Annotated in this window: 12 protein-coding genes and 3 pseudogenes; 11 read left to right on the top strand and 4 right to left on the bottom strand. The window is 70.4% G+C overall.

Features of this window, described 5'->3' with window-relative positions; translation table 11 throughout:
* Positions 1–16: 16 nt before the first annotated feature.
* Positions 17–1,363 carry a 6-phospho-beta-glucosidase gene (locus GLX30_RS05195; protein WP_159684103.1) on the bottom strand — a complete coding sequence of 449 codons (1,347 nt, stop codon included), beginning with the start codon at positions 1,361–1,363 and terminating at the stop codon, positions 17–19.
* A gap of 91 nt (positions 1,364–1,454) precedes the next feature.
* Positions 1,455–3,194 (bottom strand): FAD-dependent oxidoreductase, encoded by a 1,740-nt coding sequence (locus tag GLX30_RS05190; RefSeq protein ID WP_208545366.1) that lies wholly within the window; start codon positions 3,192–3,194, stop codon positions 1,455–1,457.
* A gap of 172 nt (positions 3,195–3,366) precedes the next feature.
* Here GLX30_RS05190 and GLX30_RS05185 point away from each other — a divergent pair, with 172 nt between their 5' ends.
* A complete protein-coding gene (locus GLX30_RS05185; protein ID WP_159684098.1) occupies positions 3,367–3,801 on the top strand; it encodes a YchJ family metal-binding protein in 435 nt (144 codons plus the stop codon).
* A gap of 55 nt (positions 3,802–3,856) precedes the next feature.
* On the opposite strand, the gene GLX30_RS05180 is transcribed toward GLX30_RS05185, so the two are convergent.
* On the bottom strand, positions 3,857–4,114 hold the full coding sequence (locus GLX30_RS05180; protein ID WP_159684097.1) for a hypothetical protein: 258 nt from the start codon (positions 4,112–4,114) through the stop codon (positions 3,857–3,859).
* A gap of 278 nt (positions 4,115–4,392) precedes the next feature.
* On the opposite strand from GLX30_RS05180, the gene GLX30_RS05175 reads away from it, so the two are divergent.
* Positions 4,393–4,560: a hypothetical protein gene (locus GLX30_RS05175; protein ID WP_159684094.1), complete on the top strand. Its 168-nt coding sequence runs from the start codon at positions 4,393–4,395 to the stop codon at positions 4,558–4,560.
* Between the two features lie 355 nt (positions 4,561–4,915).
* Here the strand turns inward: GLX30_RS05175 and GLX30_RS05170 are convergent, their stop codons facing one another.
* Complete coding sequence (locus tag GLX30_RS05170) at positions 4,916–6,133, bottom strand: PucR family transcriptional regulator (RefSeq protein WP_159684093.1); 1,218 nt, start codon at positions 6,131–6,133, stop codon at positions 4,916–4,918.
* Between the two features lie 464 nt (positions 6,134–6,597).
* Here GLX30_RS05170 and GLX30_RS05165 point away from each other — a divergent pair, with 464 nt between their 5' ends.
* From GLX30_RS05165 to GLX30_RS05125, 9 genes and pseudogenes are all read left to right on the top strand, one after another.
* Positions 6,598–7,191: a hypothetical protein gene (locus tag GLX30_RS05165; protein WP_159684091.1), complete on the top strand. Its 594-nt coding sequence runs from the start codon at positions 6,598–6,600 to the stop codon at positions 7,189–7,191.
* 115 nt (positions 7,192–7,306) lie between these two features.
* Positions 7,307–8,809, top strand: coding sequence for a DUF6801 domain-containing protein (locus GLX30_RS05160; protein ID WP_347879691.1), 1,503 nt, complete (start codon positions 7,307–7,309; stop codon positions 8,807–8,809).
* A gap of 278 nt (positions 8,810–9,087) precedes the next feature.
* The gene (locus tag GLX30_RS05155; RefSeq protein WP_159684086.1) at positions 9,088–10,074 is read left to right on the top strand and encodes an ATP-binding cassette domain-containing protein; all 987 of its coding nucleotides are present in this window, start codon (positions 9,088–9,090) and stop codon (positions 10,072–10,074) included.
* Positions 10,071–10,910: pseudogene (locus GLX30_RS05150) on the top strand (ABC transporter permease); the annotation flags it as partial. The gene GLX30_RS05155 and the pseudogene GLX30_RS05150, both read left to right, overlap by 4 nt.
* A gap of 7 nt (positions 10,911–10,917) precedes the next feature.
* Positions 10,918–11,721, top strand: a complete 804-nt coding sequence (locus GLX30_RS05145) for an ABC transporter permease (protein ID WP_159684083.1) — start codon at positions 10,918–10,920, stop codon at positions 11,719–11,721.
* Positions 11,718–12,956 carry an MCE family protein gene (locus GLX30_RS05140; RefSeq protein ID WP_159694875.1) on the top strand — a complete coding sequence of 413 codons (1,239 nt, stop codon included), beginning with the start codon at positions 11,718–11,720 and terminating at the stop codon, positions 12,954–12,956. Before GLX30_RS05145 ends, GLX30_RS05140 begins: the two co-directional genes overlap by 4 nt.
* Positions 12,953–13,983 (top strand): annotated as a pseudogene (locus GLX30_RS05135) (MCE family protein). The gene GLX30_RS05140 and the pseudogene GLX30_RS05135 overlap by 4 nt, the downstream one beginning before the upstream one ends.
* Positions 13,980–14,990: pseudogene (locus GLX30_RS05130) on the top strand (MCE family protein); the annotation flags it as partial. The pseudogenes GLX30_RS05135 and GLX30_RS05130, both read left to right, overlap by 4 nt.
* A 28-nt stretch (positions 14,991–15,018) precedes the next feature.
* A complete protein-coding gene (locus GLX30_RS05125) occupies positions 15,019–16,128 on the top strand; it encodes an MCE family protein (RefSeq protein WP_159684081.1) in 1,110 nt (369 codons plus the stop codon).
* Positions 16,129–16,174 lie beyond the last annotated feature (46 nt).

Raw genomic sequence — 16,174 nt, 5'->3', positions numbered from 1 at the left:
GGTGCCCCGCTCCGCCTTATGGGGCTGTCAGGTACGCCAGCCCCGGATGCTCGGCCCGGTAGCCGTCGAGGAGGCGGCGGGCCACGCTCACGGAGTCGACCAGCGGATGCAGGGCGAAGGCCTTCACCGCGCTCGCCCGCGAACCGCTCTCCGCCGCGGCGAGCACCTCGCGTTCGACCGCCTTGACGGCGGTGACGAGCCCGACCGCGTGGTACGGCAGGGGGTCGACGCTCACCGGGTGGGCGCCCCCGGCGTCGACCAGGCACGGGACCTCGATGACGGCGTCGGAGTCCAGCACGGAAAGGGTGCCGCGGTTGCGGACGTTGAGGATCAGCGTGGTGCGCTCGTCGCGGGCGACGGCACGCATCAGGGCGAGTGCCACCTTCTCGTAGCCGCCGGACTCCAGGTCGTCCTCGTCGCGTTCGCCGACGCCCGCCGCGTCCCGGTTGGCGGCCATGTACGTGGCCTCCCGCTCGGCGAGCGTACGGCGCCAGGCCGTCAGGGCGGGCGTTTCCGGACGCTGCATCTCCGCGTAGAAGCGGCCCTGCTGGCGGCCGAGGAACGCGCCCCGGGTCTGCTCGGCCTCCGTGTAGGCGCGTACCGTCTCGCGGTTGAAGTAGTAGTAGTGCAGGTATTCGTTGGGCACCGCCCCCAGGGACCGCAGCCACTCCGGCCCGAAGAGCCTGCCCTCCTCGAAGGAGGCCAGGGCGTCGTCGTCGGCGAGCAGCCGCGGCAGTCGGTCGCGTCCGCCGACGCGCAGTCCGCGCAGCCAGCCGAGGTGGTTGAGGCCCACGTAGTCGATCCAGGCGCTCGCGGGGTCGGCGCCCAGCACTTTGGCCACCCGCCTGCCGAGCCCGACGGGCGAGTCGCAGATCCCGATGACGCGGTCGCCGAGGACATGGCTCATCGCCTCGGTGACCAGGCCGGCCGGGTTGGTGAAGTTGATGACCCACGCGTCGGGGGCGAGCGCGGCGATACGGCGGGCGATGCCCACGGCCACGGGCACCGTGCGCAGCCCGTAGGCGATGCCGCCCGCGCCGACGGTCTCCTGTCCGAGCACACCTTCGGCGAGGGCGACCCGCTCGTCCGCCGCACGGCCCTCCAGTCCGCCGACCCGGATGGCGGAGAAGACGAAGTCCGCGCCGCGCACGGCCTCGTCGAGGTCCAGGGTCACGAAGACCTCGGGCGCGTCCGGGTGCCCGGCCGCCTGCTCGGCGAGCACCCGGGACACGGCGTCCAGCCGGCCGCCGTCCACGTCGTGGAGGGTGACGCGGGTGATCCGGCCCTCTCCTTGATCGCCGAGCAGTGCCCCGTACACCAGAGGGACCCGGAATCCGCCGCCGCCGAGAATGGTGAGCTTCATGCCCGTACGCTACTCGGCGGCCGCGGGCGGGCCCGTCCTACGGGTGGAAGCGTCGGCCGAGGTGGAGCGCGTCCGAGCGGAGAGGGAAGCGTCAGCCGAGGTCGAACGCGTTGGGCAGGCCGAGCCGGTGGCGGGTGCGGTCGTGCCGCTTGAAGGGCTCCATCTCCGGGGCACGGAACAGTGGTGTGATCGTGCAGCGCGGCGCGGTGGAGCCGGCGTTGTCCAGCAGGGCGTTGACGGCGGCACGGGCGGAGGCGTTCGCGCCCTCCATGGTCGCGAGGTCGATGTCGACCGAGACGTAGTCGCCGGCGAGGAAGAAGTTCGGGATCCGCGTCGCCGCCTGCGGGCGGTTGTGGAACGTCCCCACAGGGTGGATGAGGAGTTCGTCGTCGTTGGTGGGGTGCGGGGTGCCGAGGCCGTCGACGCCGGGGTCGAGGAACCAGGAGTGCAGGGCGCTGTCCTTGAGGACCACCTTGCCGGTGTCGTTCAGTGCCGCCTTCAGCTGGGCCCACACCTCCTTGGCGACCTCCGTGCGGGTGCACTGCTTCGCGGTCCTGCCGTACAGGATGCCGGGCCGGTCCCATTCGGAGACGTCCACCGACAGGCAGTCCACGGCCACCCCGTCGCCGTAGTCGGCCGGGAAGTCACGGCCGGGCCAGTGCGCGGCCTGCTGGATCGCGGTCAGCGCCCAGGGCGAGTCGATGCAGTTGAGGTGGCCGTGCAGCAGCGGGGCGCGTTCGGTCAGATAGAACTGGATGCCGGTCATCCAGTCGGTCCGCAGCTTGTCGCAGCGCGCGAGCTGCGGGTCGGCGGCACGCAGCGCGGGTCCCCAGGTGCGCCGGGCGTGTTCCACCGGCATCGCGGAGATGTAGTGGTCGGCGGTCACCGACTCGTGCCCGCCCTGCGGGTTCTCGATCACGGCCGCGGTGACCCGCCCGGTGGCGTACTTCACCTCCCGTACGGTCCAGCCGACCTTGAACTCCACGCCCAGAGAGCGCAGATGGGTCACCCACGGGTCGATCCACGCCTCGTTGGTGGGGGCGTCGAGGATACGGTCGAGCGGGCCGTCGGCCCCGCGGCCCAGCGCGTTGAGGACGAACGCCTCGAGCAGCGTGGCGACGGTGCGGGTGCTGGCCTCCTCGGCCTTGGTCGCGACGATGTTGCGGGTGAGCCCGACGGCGAGGATGCGCTGGTAGTCGTAGCCCATCTCCTCCGCCCTGATGAATTCCCACCAGGGTGTGGCCTCCCAGGTCCGGTCGCGGCGCTCGTCGCAGCTGGTGAGGAAGACGAGCAGGCGGTTCACGAAGTACGCGGTCTCGTGGAAGGGGATGCCGAGGGCCGTGTCCAGCATCGCGGTCAGGGCACGGCGGATGTCGTCGAGGGTGAGGCCGGGCGGCCGGTGGCCGGGCCAGGGGAGCGGGATGCGCAGGTCCTCGCGGCCGGTGCGGCTGAACGACATCTCGGCCGGCGCGACCAGGTTGTCCCGGACGCCGCCCGGCTTCCCCGGGAAGGGGATGCGGCGCATGGTGTCGGGCAGGTTGTGGTAGATCCCGGGGATGAAGCGGAAGCCGTGCTCGGCGGGCAGGGGTCTGCGGCCGCCCCTGGCGCTGTCGGGCACGTCCATGCTCCGGGCCTTGCCGCCGAGCGCCCGGCGCTCGTAGACGGTGACCCGTAACCCGCGCTCGGCGAGTTCATGAGCCGCTGTCAGCCCGGCGACACCGCCGCCGAGGACGGCGACGGAGGGCGCCGGCGCGGCAGCGGCGGCCGCGGTCCCGGTGGCCGCGGCGGTCGCGAGCGCCGCGGTGCCGCCCACGGCTGCGGCGCCCGCCATGAACGTACGTCGTGAGGTAGGCCGTGAGGTACGTCGTGACGTGCCGGAACGATCCATCCGAAGCCCCTTACCGACGGTAACTTTCGCGTCCGGCGCTGGAGCATACGGAGGTCCCTCACGACGCGGAAGCCACGCGTGCGCCGCCTTTGCTCAATGGCTGGAAAATGAAGCCATGGCCCGACGAACCAAACGCACCAGAGGCACCACGCCTCCCACCCTCACCGCCGAATCGCCCTGCCCCTGCGGGCTGACCGCCCCGTACGGGGAGTGCTGCGGCCGGTTCCACAGCGGGGAGGAGTCCGCGCCCACGGCCGAGCTGCTGATGCGCTCGCGCTACAGCGCCTTCGTCGCCCATGACGCGGCGTATCTGCTGCGCACCTGGCACTCGTCGACCAGGCCCCGGCATCTCGAGCTGGACCCGGGCATGCAGTGGACCTCTCTGGAGATCGTCGCCACCACGGACGGCAGCGCCTTCCACTCGAGAGGCACCGTGACCTTCCGTGCCCGCTACCGCCAACACGGCAGCCGGGGCGAGCTGCACGAACACAGCAAATTCGCACGTGAGGGCGGCGCTTGGGTGTATGTCGACGGCACCTTCATCGAGTGAGGCCGCGGGCGGTCAGCGGTGCCTGCGCGGCATGACCGTGAGCCGGGGACGGCGGTCAGCGGTGCCGGCGCGGCATGACCGTGAGCCGGGGGTCGTACGCGGCCAGGACCTTGTTGGCCCGCGCCAGCGTGGCGAGCGCGTGCTCCCGGTCCGCCCGGTCCTCCGCGCACAGCGGCCCGCGGAACAGGCTCACCTCGCGCGCCGCGCACTCGGCGTCGATCTCCGCCTGGAGGATGTGGACCGGCATGCAGGACCCGATCAGCGCCGCGACGCGGTCGGGGATCGGCACCGGGACGAGGGGGGAGGCGGTCACGTGAAGTCCTTCTTTACCGTACGGGTCGCCCCGTGATCTCGTTACGCGGGAGTGAGTCGACCGCGTCCCGGCCGAGCCGCCCAGGAAGGACGAGGGTGCCGTACGAGAGGCGCGCACCGCACCCTTCGCCCGGCCGTCCGTCCCCAGCGGCACCGCCGACATACCTTACGCGAACGCCGCCGAAGCACCCGAATCGGCGGCCTTGCGGCGCAAAAGGGACTCCGACGGCCGGAATCCGGGCCGCTGGAACCGAATGCGCAGCTCAAGTGGGTGAAACCGTGAGCGGGTTGATCTCTGCGGGGCTGCGGAGGGCGCACCGCGCCGCCCTGCCGCCCTGCTCCGGCCACGGCGCCACCGTGCCCGCTCCCGCCGTCGGGGCCGCCGGCGGCCGCCCCCTGTCGATCTACAGTGTCTCCTTCGCGGCCCGGAGCCTCGGCGGTCAGTGAGGCAAAAGGGCAGGTCAGAGCTGTGCGGGCAGGGCGTGATGCGCCACGCCCGCCGACGGGGCCGACCGGAGTACGTACCCGTCGGACCGCGCCCGCCCCCTCGGGCGCGGACCCGATGGTGACACTGGCCACACTCCGCCCGGACGCCCCCGCGAGGAGATCGTCCGGCTTTGATGAGCCCTCCCGTGGCCAGCCGTCGGTGACGGACACCCGATGATCACCGGCCCGGGGCGGCGCGTCCTCGTGCCGCCTTCGGCGATCAGGACGCGCCGCCCGCGCCCGGAGTGGACCGGCGGCGCGGTTTGCGGTCCGGAACAGTCGCGGGACACGCCGTTCACGGAGCGGGGCACCGGTCTCAGCGCGCCCCGCCGTCGCGGCGCTCCCGTAGGTGGAGTGCGCGCAGCACACCCTCGGTCGCGAACCGGCTCTCGGGGTCGGTGAGCTGATCACCGAAGATCGATTCGAGATTGCGCAGCCGGTAGCGGACGGTCTGCGGGTGCACATCGAGCAGCTCACCCATCTGTGCGGCGGTGCCACGGGTGTCCAGCCAGATCCGCAGAGTCTCTATCAGCCGGTTGCGGCGCGTGGGCGTCAGCCGGGCGAGAGGGGCGAGTTCGCGCTCCGCCAGCTGGTTCAGCAAGGCCGGGTCCGACAGCAGCCACAGCGTGAGCATGTGGTCGGAGCAGAAGGTGAGCGGGGCGTCGTCCACGACACCCGAGTCGGCGAAGTCGAGGAGGCGGCGGGCCCATCGGATGGAGTCCGCGGCTTCGGCGGTCGGTACGGTCAGTCCCACGGCGGCCCGGTGGCCGGTCAGCGCGTTCTCCAGCGTGTGTCTTCGCTGGTCGTCGACCGGTCCCGGGACGAGTAAGTGCGGGTGCGGTCCGCCGAGTTCCGCCAGGACATCGTTGTCGAGCTCCGTTCCGGCCAATTCCGGGGACGTCCGCAGGGCGACGAGGGTGACCTTCTCGGGCAGCGGCCACCCCGCCTGCTCGGACAGTTCCGCGATCGCGGAGCGCGGCACCGGCGGTCCGGCCATGATCAGGTGCAGCAGCCTGCGGCGGACGGTCGCCTCCTGTGCGACCGTTCTCGCCTGCACCTCCAGATAGCCCTCCCTGGTGAGCGCCTCGAGTTCGTCCACATAGGCGAAGAGGGCGTCGGCGAAGCTCAGCATCAGGGTGGGGGAGAGGTTGTAGCGCCGGCCGATCCGCTTGGCGCGGCGCAGGGCCACGCGGGCACCGAGCCGGTAGGCCCCGTGGAGGGAGTCGAGGCTCCGGCCCTCGTACGCCTCGAACCGGCCGAAGCGGCGCAGCATCTCGTCGCGCAGCGGTGACGGCGCCGAGGGGGACGCCACCTGGTCGACGAAGACGGAGATGTTCTGTTCGACGCCGATCTGGATGGCGTGCCCGTACGGGCCCTTCAGTAACCTTCCGTACTCCGGATAGGCGCGGGTCACCTCGATGCCGATCTCCTGGATCAGGCTGGGCAGTTCGGGCCTGATGATGGCGGCGAACTCCTGTGGCAGCGGCCCGAGCGGCTCTCCGGCGTCCGACGGCTGGGTGGTCGTTCTCGGCATGGTTGTCCCCTCGATCTCCGGGTGTCCGGTGGGGGTGGGGGCTGTGGGGGAAGCGCTCCCACGGACCGACAGGCGTGACGACTTCGTGGGGGCTGAACATAGTCCAGCGCGGAGCGCCTGCACAGCGGTCGGGACGGGTCGGCATGTGCGCGTACCGGTCGGGGGGAGCGGGCGGTTCGCCACGTGGCGCCGGGAGAGGAGTGCTCACTTCCGGACAAGAATCCGGGGCGGTCTGTGGCGCCGGCGACAAGAAAATACCGGCTGGTAGCGGCATTGCGGGAATCTGCCGAACCGGTATTGCGCGTCTGGTTACCCGCTCGTAGCGTCACTTCGGAAAGATGCACGACCGGGTGGCCATGAGAATTCGACCCGCGTTCCAGAACTGAGCCGCAACGCTTTTCGGCCCGCCGCCAGGGCCGAAAAGGGTCCATCAGGCAAGCCCATCCCCCTGAAGGGAACTACCCGTGCGAAGAATTGCCAGAAGCGCCATGATCGCCACGGCGGCGCTCACCGCCGCACTCGGTATGACGGTGACGCAGGCCTCGGCCACGTCACTGGTCACATGGACGGTCACCCCCGGCGGTGCGTTCACCGCCGTAGCGACGAACCCCACCCTCACGGTGCCCGCCGCCACGCTGGACTGTGCCTCCTCCAACGCCTCGGGCTCGCTCGTCTCCGGCTCGGGCAACGCAGGCGACGGCATCGGCACCATCGCGAGCCTGACGTTCGAGGACTGCTCGGTCATCGGCATCCCGTTCGACGTCACCAGCAAGAACTTCCCTTGGAGCCTGAACGCCACCGGCGTCAGCGCGGTGCCGAACGCGGTCGACGGCTCCATCACCGGCGTCGACGCGAGCATCAGCGGCTCCGGCTGCACCGCCGACTTCGCCGGTACCGTCACCGGCCACTACAAGAACGACACCAAGCAGCTGGTGATCAACGGCGGCAGCCTGGTCGCCTCCGGCGCCGACTGCCTCGGCCTGATCAACGACGGCGACGAAGCGCTGTACGAGGCCGTCTACGCGGTCTCGGGCAGCCACACGATCTCCCCGGACTGACACCCGCCGGCAGCCGCGCGGCCCGCCCCGTGACCCGGTCCCCCGGGCGCGGGGTTCCCGCGGCGGATCTCCGAGCGGATCGATATCCCCGGCAACAAAGGCCGAACACCAGTCAATGGGGGGCACCATGACGGGCGTTGCGAAACGTCCTCCTCGCATTTCCCGTGTCGCCTTTCTCGGCGCCGCGGGATTGGTCGCGGGAATTCTGGCAGGTCCCGGTTCTGCCGCCCGGGCGCAGGACACCGATGTAAGCGTGGCCTACGAGTGCGCATTCCCGTCGGGAACACATACCGTGACCGCCGCGATCATCGGCACCTTTCCCGACGCGGGCGTGGTGAACCGGCCCGTCCGGCCCGGTGGACCGGCCGTGCGGCTGACGATCGGGCCGGCCGCCCTCGAAGGCGTGCTGCCGGAGGGCACGACGGCCGTCGCCGGTCTTGCCGATCTCACCGTGCTGGTCGCGCAGAAAGGGCGTACCGCCGAAGCCCGTTGGGGAGCTCTGGCCGCGCCGGCCGTCCCCGTACCGGACGCCTCGGGTGACCTGGTGCTCGAACACAGCGGCGCCGTCCCCTCCGTGACCGTCACCGCCCCCGGCGACATCACCTTCACCGCGGGCGCCATGAGACTGGAACTGCGGCCGCAGACAGGTGAGGAGACGCAGCCGGCGGCGCTGCCCCCCGTCGACTGCCGGCCGGCCGACGGACAGGACGCCCTGCTGGCGACCGTGCCCGTGCCCGGCGGCACCCGGCCCGACCCCTCGCAGGAGCCGGGCCCCTCCGCGTCCCCCACCGCCGAGGAGCCCGTGCGGCCGCAGGACATCGCCGTGGAACCCTCGCCGTCCGAGCCCCGGAGCCCCTGCCCGACGGAGAAGCCCGCCGGCGGGATCGACGAGAGCTTCGTGCCCCAGCCCCCGCCCGGCGGCGAACCGCCCCGCGTCACCGTCCTGCCCGGCAGGCTCGGCTGCGCGTACGCCGTCGGCTTCGCCAACGTCGAGAAGCTCGGCGGCGCCATGATCGTCAATGACCCCTCCGACGCTCCGCGGTTCATCAACGTGCTGGCCGTCACCCGCTCGGTGTCCCGTCCTGGCACCCGGCCCGGCGGCAGCTACTTCCGCGCCGACTCCTACGGCGAACTGCCGTTGCCGGACGCCACATCGACCTTCCTCACCTTCGGCTTCCAGCCCGTCACCGCGAAGGTCGAGTTCACCAACGGCCCCGTCACCATCTCCACCGGAACCATCGGCTCACCGCCCAACAGGGTCAACTTCGCCCAAGCGGGCTTCTACCAGTCGCTGCGCGTCTACGACGTCGAGGTCAACGGCACACCGCTGGACGTCGGCCCCGCCTGCCGGACGGCACGCCCCTACAGGGTCGTCCTGCACGGCAAGTTCCCCGACTACGAGAACGTCTTCAAGGGCGGACCGATGCGAGGCACCGTGACGATCCCCGAGTTCTCCGGCTGCGGTACGGGCGGTGAGGACCTCGACCAGCTGTTCAGCGCGTCACTGTCCGGGCCGGAGAACCTGATCGCCATGAGGCAGGGCCCGTTGTGCATCCCGAACAGCCCGAACAACGAGTGCCCGCCCACGATCCCGTCGCTACCCGGCCAGGAGTCCTGAGGAGCCGTCCTCCCGATGACCGCGTTCCCGCACCGCCCGGCCGCGGCCGGGCCGGCGCCCCCGCCAGGCACCCGTACGCAACCGTACGCACCCGGGGACAAGGTTTCCCCACCGCGTTGTCATGGCGTGACAAACCACTGAGTTCGGCCTGAAAGCGCTGGTCACAGCCATTGCCCCGGCTGCGTACCCGAACGTAACGTGCGGGCGCCCGGTGCACTTCCGCCACATTCGACACCTGTGTGCAGCCCGCTGCCCACGGACCTTGAACGGGAGGTGAAATGGGAATCGAGGTAGTCGTCGAAGGACTCACCAAGTCCTTCGGCAAACAGAACATCTGGCAGGACGTCACGCTCACCCTCCCGGCCGGAGAAGTCAGCGTCATGCTCGGGCCCTCGGGAACCGGCAAGACCGTCTTCCTCAAATCCATCATCGGACTGCTCAAGCCGGAACGCGGCCGCGTCCTCATCGACGGCGTCGACATGGTGGGCAGCCCCGAACGCGACATCTACGAGACGCGCAAGCTGTTCGGCCTGATGTTCCAGGACGGCGCGCTCTTCGGATCGATGACACTCTTCGACAACATCGCCTTCCCCTTGCGTGAACACACCCGCAAGAAGGAGTCGGAGATCCGGCGCATCGTGATGGAGCGCATCGAGGTCGTCGGACTCCTCGGCGCCGAGGGCAAACTCCCCGGCGAGATATCCGGCGGTATGCGCAAACGCGCCGGGCTCGCCCGCGCCCTGGTCCTGGACCCGCAGATCATCCTCTGCGACGAGCCCGACTCCGGTCTCGACCCCGTGCGCACGGCCTACCTGTCGCAGTTGCTGATCGACCTCAACGCGCAGATCGACGCCACGATGCTGATCGTCACCCACAATCTCGACATCGCGGCCACCGTTCCCGACAACATGGGCATGCTCTTCCGCCGCAACCTCGTCACCTTCGGGCCCCGCGAGGTGCTGCTGACCAGCGAGGAACCGGTCGTCGCCCAGTTCCTCGGCGGGCGGCGCGAAGGCCCCATCGGGATGTCGGAGGAGAAGGACGCCGCCACCCTGGCGAAGGAGCAGCGGTCCGGCGTCGGCGACCACGTCCGGCAGCCGCGGACCGTCGTCCCCCAGCTGGAACCCTCACCCGGGATGCCCGTCCGCCAGGGTGCGCTGCGCCGCAGGGAACGGGTGCTCGGCATGATGGCCCAGCTGCCGGAGGCGGCCCGCACCGCGATCATGCGGAGCTACGGTCCGGCCGGCCGCGGAGTCCCCGGATGACCGCCCCGCTGCCGGTGCGGCCGCCCGCACCGTCCGACGACAGAGCGGCCCACGTGCCGACGCCGGGAAGGCCCTCGAAGCTGCTCGCCCCGATGCGCGAGACCGGCAGGCTGTTCGCGCTCGCCGCCGAGGTGACCCGGGCGATCTTCCGCCGGCCGTTCCAGTTCCGCGAGCTCGTCGAGCAGTTCTGGTTCGTGGCCAGTGTCACCATCCTCCCGGCCGCCCTCGTGTCCATCCCGTTCGGTGCGGTCATCGCCCTCCAGGTCGGCTCGCTCACCCAGCAGCTCGGCGCGCAGTCGTTCACCGGCGGCGCCAGCGTCCTCGCCGTCATCCAGCAGGCGAGCCCGCTGATCGTCGCCCTGCTGATCGCCGGCGCCGGCGGCTCGGCGATCTGCGCCGACCTCGGCTCCCGGAAGATCCGCGAAGAGCTCGACGCCATGGAGGTCATGGGCGTCTCGCCCGTCCAGCGCCTGGTCGTACCGCGGGTGCTGGCCACCATGCTGGTCGCCGTACTCCTCAACGGCATGGTCTCCGTCGTCGGCACCCTCGGCGGCTACTTCTTCAACGTGATCATGCAGGGCGGCACCCCCGGCGCTTACCTCGCCAGCTTCTCCGCCCTCGCGCAACTGCCCGACCTCTACATCAGCGAACTCAAGGCCCTGATCTTCGGCTTCATCGCGGGCATCGTCGCCGCCTACCGCGGACTCAACCCGCGCGGTGGCCCCAAGGGCGTCGGCGACGCGGTCAACCAGTCCGTCGTCATCACCTTCATGCTGCTGTTCTTCGTGAACATGGTCCTCACGGCGATCTATCTCCAGATCGTCCCCCGAAGGGGGCTGAGCGATGTCCGTGCTCGGCCGGCTGGACCGCGGCGGCGACCAGCTCATCTTCTACGTACGGGCCCTCCTGTGGATCCCGAAGACCCTGCGCCGCTATCTGCGCGAGGTCCAACGCCTGCTCGCCGAGGTCGCATTCGGCAGCGGCGGCCTCGGCGTCATCGGCGGCACCATCGGCGTGATGATCGCCATGACCCTGTTCACCGGCACCGTCGTCGGACTCCAGGGGTACGCGGCCCTCAACCAGATCGGCACCTCGGCCTTCACCGGCTTCGTCTCCGCCTACTTCAACACCCGGGAGATCGCGCCGCTCGTCGCCGGCCTCGCGCTCTCGGCCACGGTGGGCGCCGGTTTCACCGCCCAGCTCGGCGCGATGCGCATCAACGAGGAGGTCGACGCGCTCGAGGCGATGGGCGTGCGGTCCATGCCGTACCTGGTCACCACCCGGATCATCGCCGGCGTCGTGGCCATCATCCCGCTGTACGCGATCGGACTGCTCAGCTCCTACCTCGCCTCGCGCTGGGTCACCGTGCTGTTCAACGGCCAGTCCGCGGGCACGTACGACCACTACTTCGATCTCTTCCTCTCCCCGGACGACGTCCTGCTGTCGATCCTCAAGGTGCTGATCTTCAGCGTGATGGTGATCCTCGCGCACTGCTACTACGGCTTCCGCGCCTCCGGCGGCCCGGCCGGTGTGGGCGTGGCCGTCGGCCGCTCCGTGCGCAACGCCATCGTGCTGATCAGCCTCACCGACTTCTTCCTCTCGCTCGCCATCTGGGGCGCGACCACGACGGTGAAGGTGGCCGGATGACCGCGCACACGGCAAGAAGACGGCTCGCGGGCGTGGCCTTCCTGCTCGTGCCCGTGCTGCTCGTATGGCTCTCGGTGGCCGTCTACGACAAGAAGTTCACCGACGACGCCACCGTCACCGTCCTCACCGGAGCGGCCGGCAACGAGATGCACCGGGGCGCCGAGGTCAAACTGCGCGGCGTCGTCATCGGCGAGGTCCGCGACATCCGTGCCGACGGCACCGGAGCCCGGCTGACCCTCGCCGTCGACCGGGACGAGCTCCGGCGGGTGCCCGCCGACGTCACCGCACAGATGCTGCCGACGACTCTCTTCGGAGAGCGTTTCGTCGCCCTGGTGCCGCCCGCCCGAGACTCCTCCGCACGTACGCTCGGCGCGGGGGACACCATCACCCAGGACCGTTCCAGCAACGCCGTCGAACTGGAACAGGTCCTCGACAACGTGCTGCCGCTGCTGACCGCCGTCAAGCCGGAGAAGCTGTCCGCCACCCTCACCGCCGTCTCCCAGGCACTCCAGGGCCGCGGCGACCAGCTCGGCGAAACGCTCGTCACCCTCGAAGGCCACCTGAAGAAGCTCAATCCGCAACTCCCGGTGCTCAACCGGGACATCGCCCACCTCGTCGAGGTGAGCCATCTCTACGCGGACGCCGCGCCCGACGTGCTCCAGGCGCTCACCGACTTCACCACCACCAGCGGCACCATCGCCGACCAGCAGGCACAGCTCGCCGGATTGTACGGCTCGGCCACCACATCGGCGCAGGACCTCACCGCCTTCCTGCGAAAGAACCGGAACAACCTGATCCGGCTGGCCGCCGCCGGCCGGCCCACCCTCGAACTCCTCGCCGAGTACTCGTCCTCCTTCCCGTGCACCCTTCGCACCCTCGCCGGGTTCGTACCCGCCATGGACAAGGCCCTCGGCAAGGGCACCGACGAGCCGGGGCTCCACGTGGACGTGACCGCCGTGCCCTCGCTGGGCACGTACGTGCCCGGCAGGGACACCCCGGTCTACGACAGCGGCGGCGGACCGCACTGTTACGCCGTCCCGTACACCGGCAGGCCCGCCCCCTCCGCCGCGCGGGCGGCCGCCGAGAGCCTCGGTCTGCCCAACTCGCCGCAGGAGAACCGGCTCGTCAACGAACTGATGGCGCCGGAGCTGAAGCAGACCCCGGACAAGCTGCCCGACTGGAGCAGTGTGCTGACCGGCCCCGTCTACCGCGGTGCGGAGGTGACGCTCAAGTGAAACGCCGCTCTCTCGTGGGACCGCTGGTCAAGTCCCTCGCGTTCATCGTCGTGACCGTCCTCGCCACCACCGCCCTCGCGTTCGGCATCGCCAACACGTCTGTCGGCGATACGTCCCCCTACAAGGCGCGCTTCACCGACGCTACCGGACTCGTCCCCGGTGACAGCGTGCGCATCGCGGGGGTCAAGGTCGGCCAGGTCGAGTCGGTGAAGGTCGTCGAGCGCCGGGTCGCCGAGGTCGCCTTCAACGTCCGGAAGGGCCGCACCCTGCCCGCCTCGGTCACCGCGTCGATCAAGTACCTCAACATGGTCGGGCAGCGCTACATCGATCTCGACCAGGGGACCGGGCCGGTCGGCCGCGCCTTCGCCGCCGGCGGCACCATCCCGCTGGAGCGCACCACTCCCGCCCTCGACCTCACCCAGCTGTTCAACGGCTTCCAGCCGCTGTTCGAAGGCCTGTCGCCCGGTGAGATCAACGACCTCGCCGGGTCCATCGTCCAGGTGCTCCAGGGCGAGGGCGGCACCGTCGACAGCATCCTGCGGCACGTCGGCTCGCTGACCGGCACCGTCGCCGCGAAGGACAAGGTCATCGGCGAGGTCGTCAAGAACCTCGACACCGTCCTGAAGACCGTCAACGACCGCGAGGCGGGCTTCGACGAACTCGTGGTCACCCTCCAGAAACTGGTCAGCGGATTCTCCGGCGACCGCAAACCTCTCGGGGAGGCCGTCGCGGCCATGGCAGACCTCACCACCGTCACCGCCGACCTCCTGAAGGACGGCCGGCAACCCTCAAGCAGGACATCGCGGAGTTGGGCCGCCTGTCCCGGCAGCTGGACAAGGGCGCACCCCGCGTCGAGGAGTTCCTTCAGCGGACGCCCGCCAAGATGCAGGCCATCACCCGCCTGGCCTCCTACGGATCGTGGCTGAACCTCTACCTCTGCGAAGCGAAGGTCAGGGATGTCGCCACGTGGGACGGCAGCCCGCCGCCCACCGGGATCGGGATCACCGAGTCGAGGTGTCGCGGATGAAAAGCTTCCGCTTCCGCCCGCGGTCCGTGAAGGAACGCAACCCCGTCGCCGTCGCCCTCGTGGGCCTGCTCGTCCTCGCCCTGCTCGGCATCACCGCCTACAAGGCGGACGCCCTGCCCTTCGTCGGCGGCGGCACCACCTACAGAGCCGACTTCACGGAGGCGGCGGGCCTCGACGAGGGCGACGAGGTGCGCATCGCCGGCGTCAAGGTCGGCGAAGTGACCGCCGTGGCGCTCGCCGGTGCCCGGGTCAGGGTCGACTTCTCGGTGAAGGACGCCTGGATCGGCAACTCCAGCACCGTGGCCATCGCCATCAAGACCCTCCTCGGCGACAAGTACCTCGCCGTCGACCCGCTCGGAACACGCACCCAGGACCCCTCAGAACCCATCCCCAGCAGCCGCACCACCTCGCCGTTCGACGTCACCCAGGCCTTCAACGGGCTCGGAGAGACCATCGGGAAGATCGACACGGCGAAGCTCGCCGAGAGCTTCCGGACGATCACCGACACCTTCAAGGACTCCCCGCCGAACGTCCGCAACGCGGCGACCGGCCTCGCCGCCCTGTCGAGATCCGTGTCCGAACGCGACGCGCAGCTCGCCGAACTCCTCAAGGGCAGCAGACAGCTCACCAAGACCCTCGACGGGAAGAAGAGCAGCTTCGAGCTGCTGCTCGAGGACGGCAACGACCTCCTCGGCGAGATCAGGTCCAGACGCGACGCCATCCACGCGCTGCTCACCGGCACCAAGAGCCTCGGCATCCAACTGACCGGAGTCGTCCAGGACAACAAACGGCAGCTGAAGCCGACCCTCGACGCGCTCGACAAGGTCACCGCCGTCCTGCTGAAGAACCGGGAGAAGCTCGACCGGACCCTCGCCCTCGCCGGGCCGTACTACCGGCTCGTCGGAAACACCCTCGGCAACGGCCGCTGGTTCGACACCTACGTCTGCGGCCTCGTCCCCAAGAACTACCTGCCCGCCGGCACGCCGCCGGCCACCGGCTGCATGCCCCGAAGCCGACCGCGAAGGGCGGAGGATCGTGAACCTCAAGCGCATCGTGGGCATCGGCGCGGGCCTGGCCCTCGTGGCCGTCGCCGGGACGTCCGGGGCGATGGCCCTGAAGGAGTCAGGAACGACCCGGATCACCGCCTACTTCGACCGGGCAACCGGCGTCTACGAAGGATCCGACCTGCGCGTCCTCGGAGTGAAGGTCGGCACCGTGGACTCCGTGCGGCCCGAGGGCGACAAGGTGAAAGTCACCCTGCTGCTCGACGAGGACGTCCATGTCCCGAAGGACGCGCACGCCGTCGTGGTGGCACCGAGCGTCGTCGCCGACCGCTACATCCAGCTCGCCCCCGCGTACACCGGCGGCGAACGGATCGAGGACGGCGCGGTGCTCCCCGCCGAGAGGAACGCGATGCCCCTCGAGGTCGACCAGCTGTACGCGTCGATCACCGAACTGAGCACGGCCCTCGGGCCCGACGGCGCCAACGCCGACGGCGCGCTCGCCGGCCTCCTCGACACCGGCGCGGCCAACCTCGAGGGCAACGGCAAGGCCATCGGCGACTCCATCGAGCAGTTCGGCAAGGCCGCCAGGACCCTCGACGGCAGCAGCGGCGACCTGTTCGCCACCCTCTCCTACCTCCAGTCCTTCACCACCATGCTGAAGAAGAACGACGGCAACGTCGCCAAGGCAGAGAAGCAACTGGCCTCCGTCACCGGGTTCCTGGCCGACGACAAGGAGAATCTGGCCGCCGCGCTCAAGGAACTCGGCACGGCGCTCGGCCAGGTCAAGGGCTTCATCCAGGACAACCGCGGCAGCTTGAAGAAGAACGTCGACGCGCTCGTGCCGCTGACCCGGACCCTGGTCGACCAGCGGGCGTCCCTCGCCGAGGCCATGGACACCGCCCCGCTCGCCGCCGGCAACGCCCTGAACGCCTACGACCCGGTGCACCGCACCCTCAACGGCCGCGCCGACATCAACGAACTCAGCTACGGCCCCGAGATCACCGTCCCGCCCGACACCGTGTCCACGGCCGGACTCGTGCCGGTGGACGGCGCACGGCGAAAAGCGCTGCCCGCCCTGCCGCTGCCGCCCGTCGGCACGGTCTACGGCACCCCCGAGAACCGGAAGGGGGAGCCCCGTTGAACCTCACCCGGACCGTTCGGCCCGGCACCGCCGCCCGCCCCGCCGC

Source organism: Streptomyces sp. Tu 2975, from assembly GCF_009832925.1.
Taxonomy (GTDB): domain Bacteria; phylum Actinomycetota; class Actinomycetes; order Streptomycetales; family Streptomycetaceae; genus Streptomyces.
Note: the sequence above shows the minus strand (reverse complement) of the source record. Positions and strands in the feature narration are given on the sequence as shown.

Bases quoted from the DNA above. Each gene is read 5' to 3' on its own strand.
- GLX30_RS05195 (WP_159684103.1), bottom strand. From the start codon at position 1,363: ATGAAGCTCACCATTCTCGGCGGCGGCGGATTCCGGGTCCCTCTGGTG.
- GLX30_RS05190 (WP_208545366.1), bottom strand. From the start codon at position 3,194: ATGGCGGGCGCCGCAGCCGTGGGCGGCACCGCGGCGCTCGCGACCGCC.
- GLX30_RS05185 (WP_159684098.1), top strand. From the start codon at position 3,367: ATGGCCCGACGAACCAAACGCACCAGAGGCACCACGCCTCCCACCCTC.
- GLX30_RS05170 (WP_159684093.1), bottom strand. From the start codon at position 6,133: ATGCCGAGAACGACCACCCAGCCGTCGGACGCCGGAGAGCCGCTCGGG.
- GLX30_RS05160 (WP_347879691.1), top strand. From the start codon at position 7,307: ATGGGGGGCACCATGACGGGCGTTGCGAAACGTCCTCCTCGCATTTCC.
- GLX30_RS05155 (WP_159684086.1), top strand. From the start codon at position 9,088: ATGGGAATCGAGGTAGTCGTCGAAGGACTCACCAAGTCCTTCGGCAAA.
- GLX30_RS05145 (WP_159684083.1), top strand. From the start codon at position 10,918: ATGTCCGTGCTCGGCCGGCTGGACCGCGGCGGCGACCAGCTCATCTTC.
- GLX30_RS05140 (WP_159694875.1), top strand. From the start codon at position 11,718: ATGACCGCGCACACGGCAAGAAGACGGCTCGCGGGCGTGGCCTTCCTG.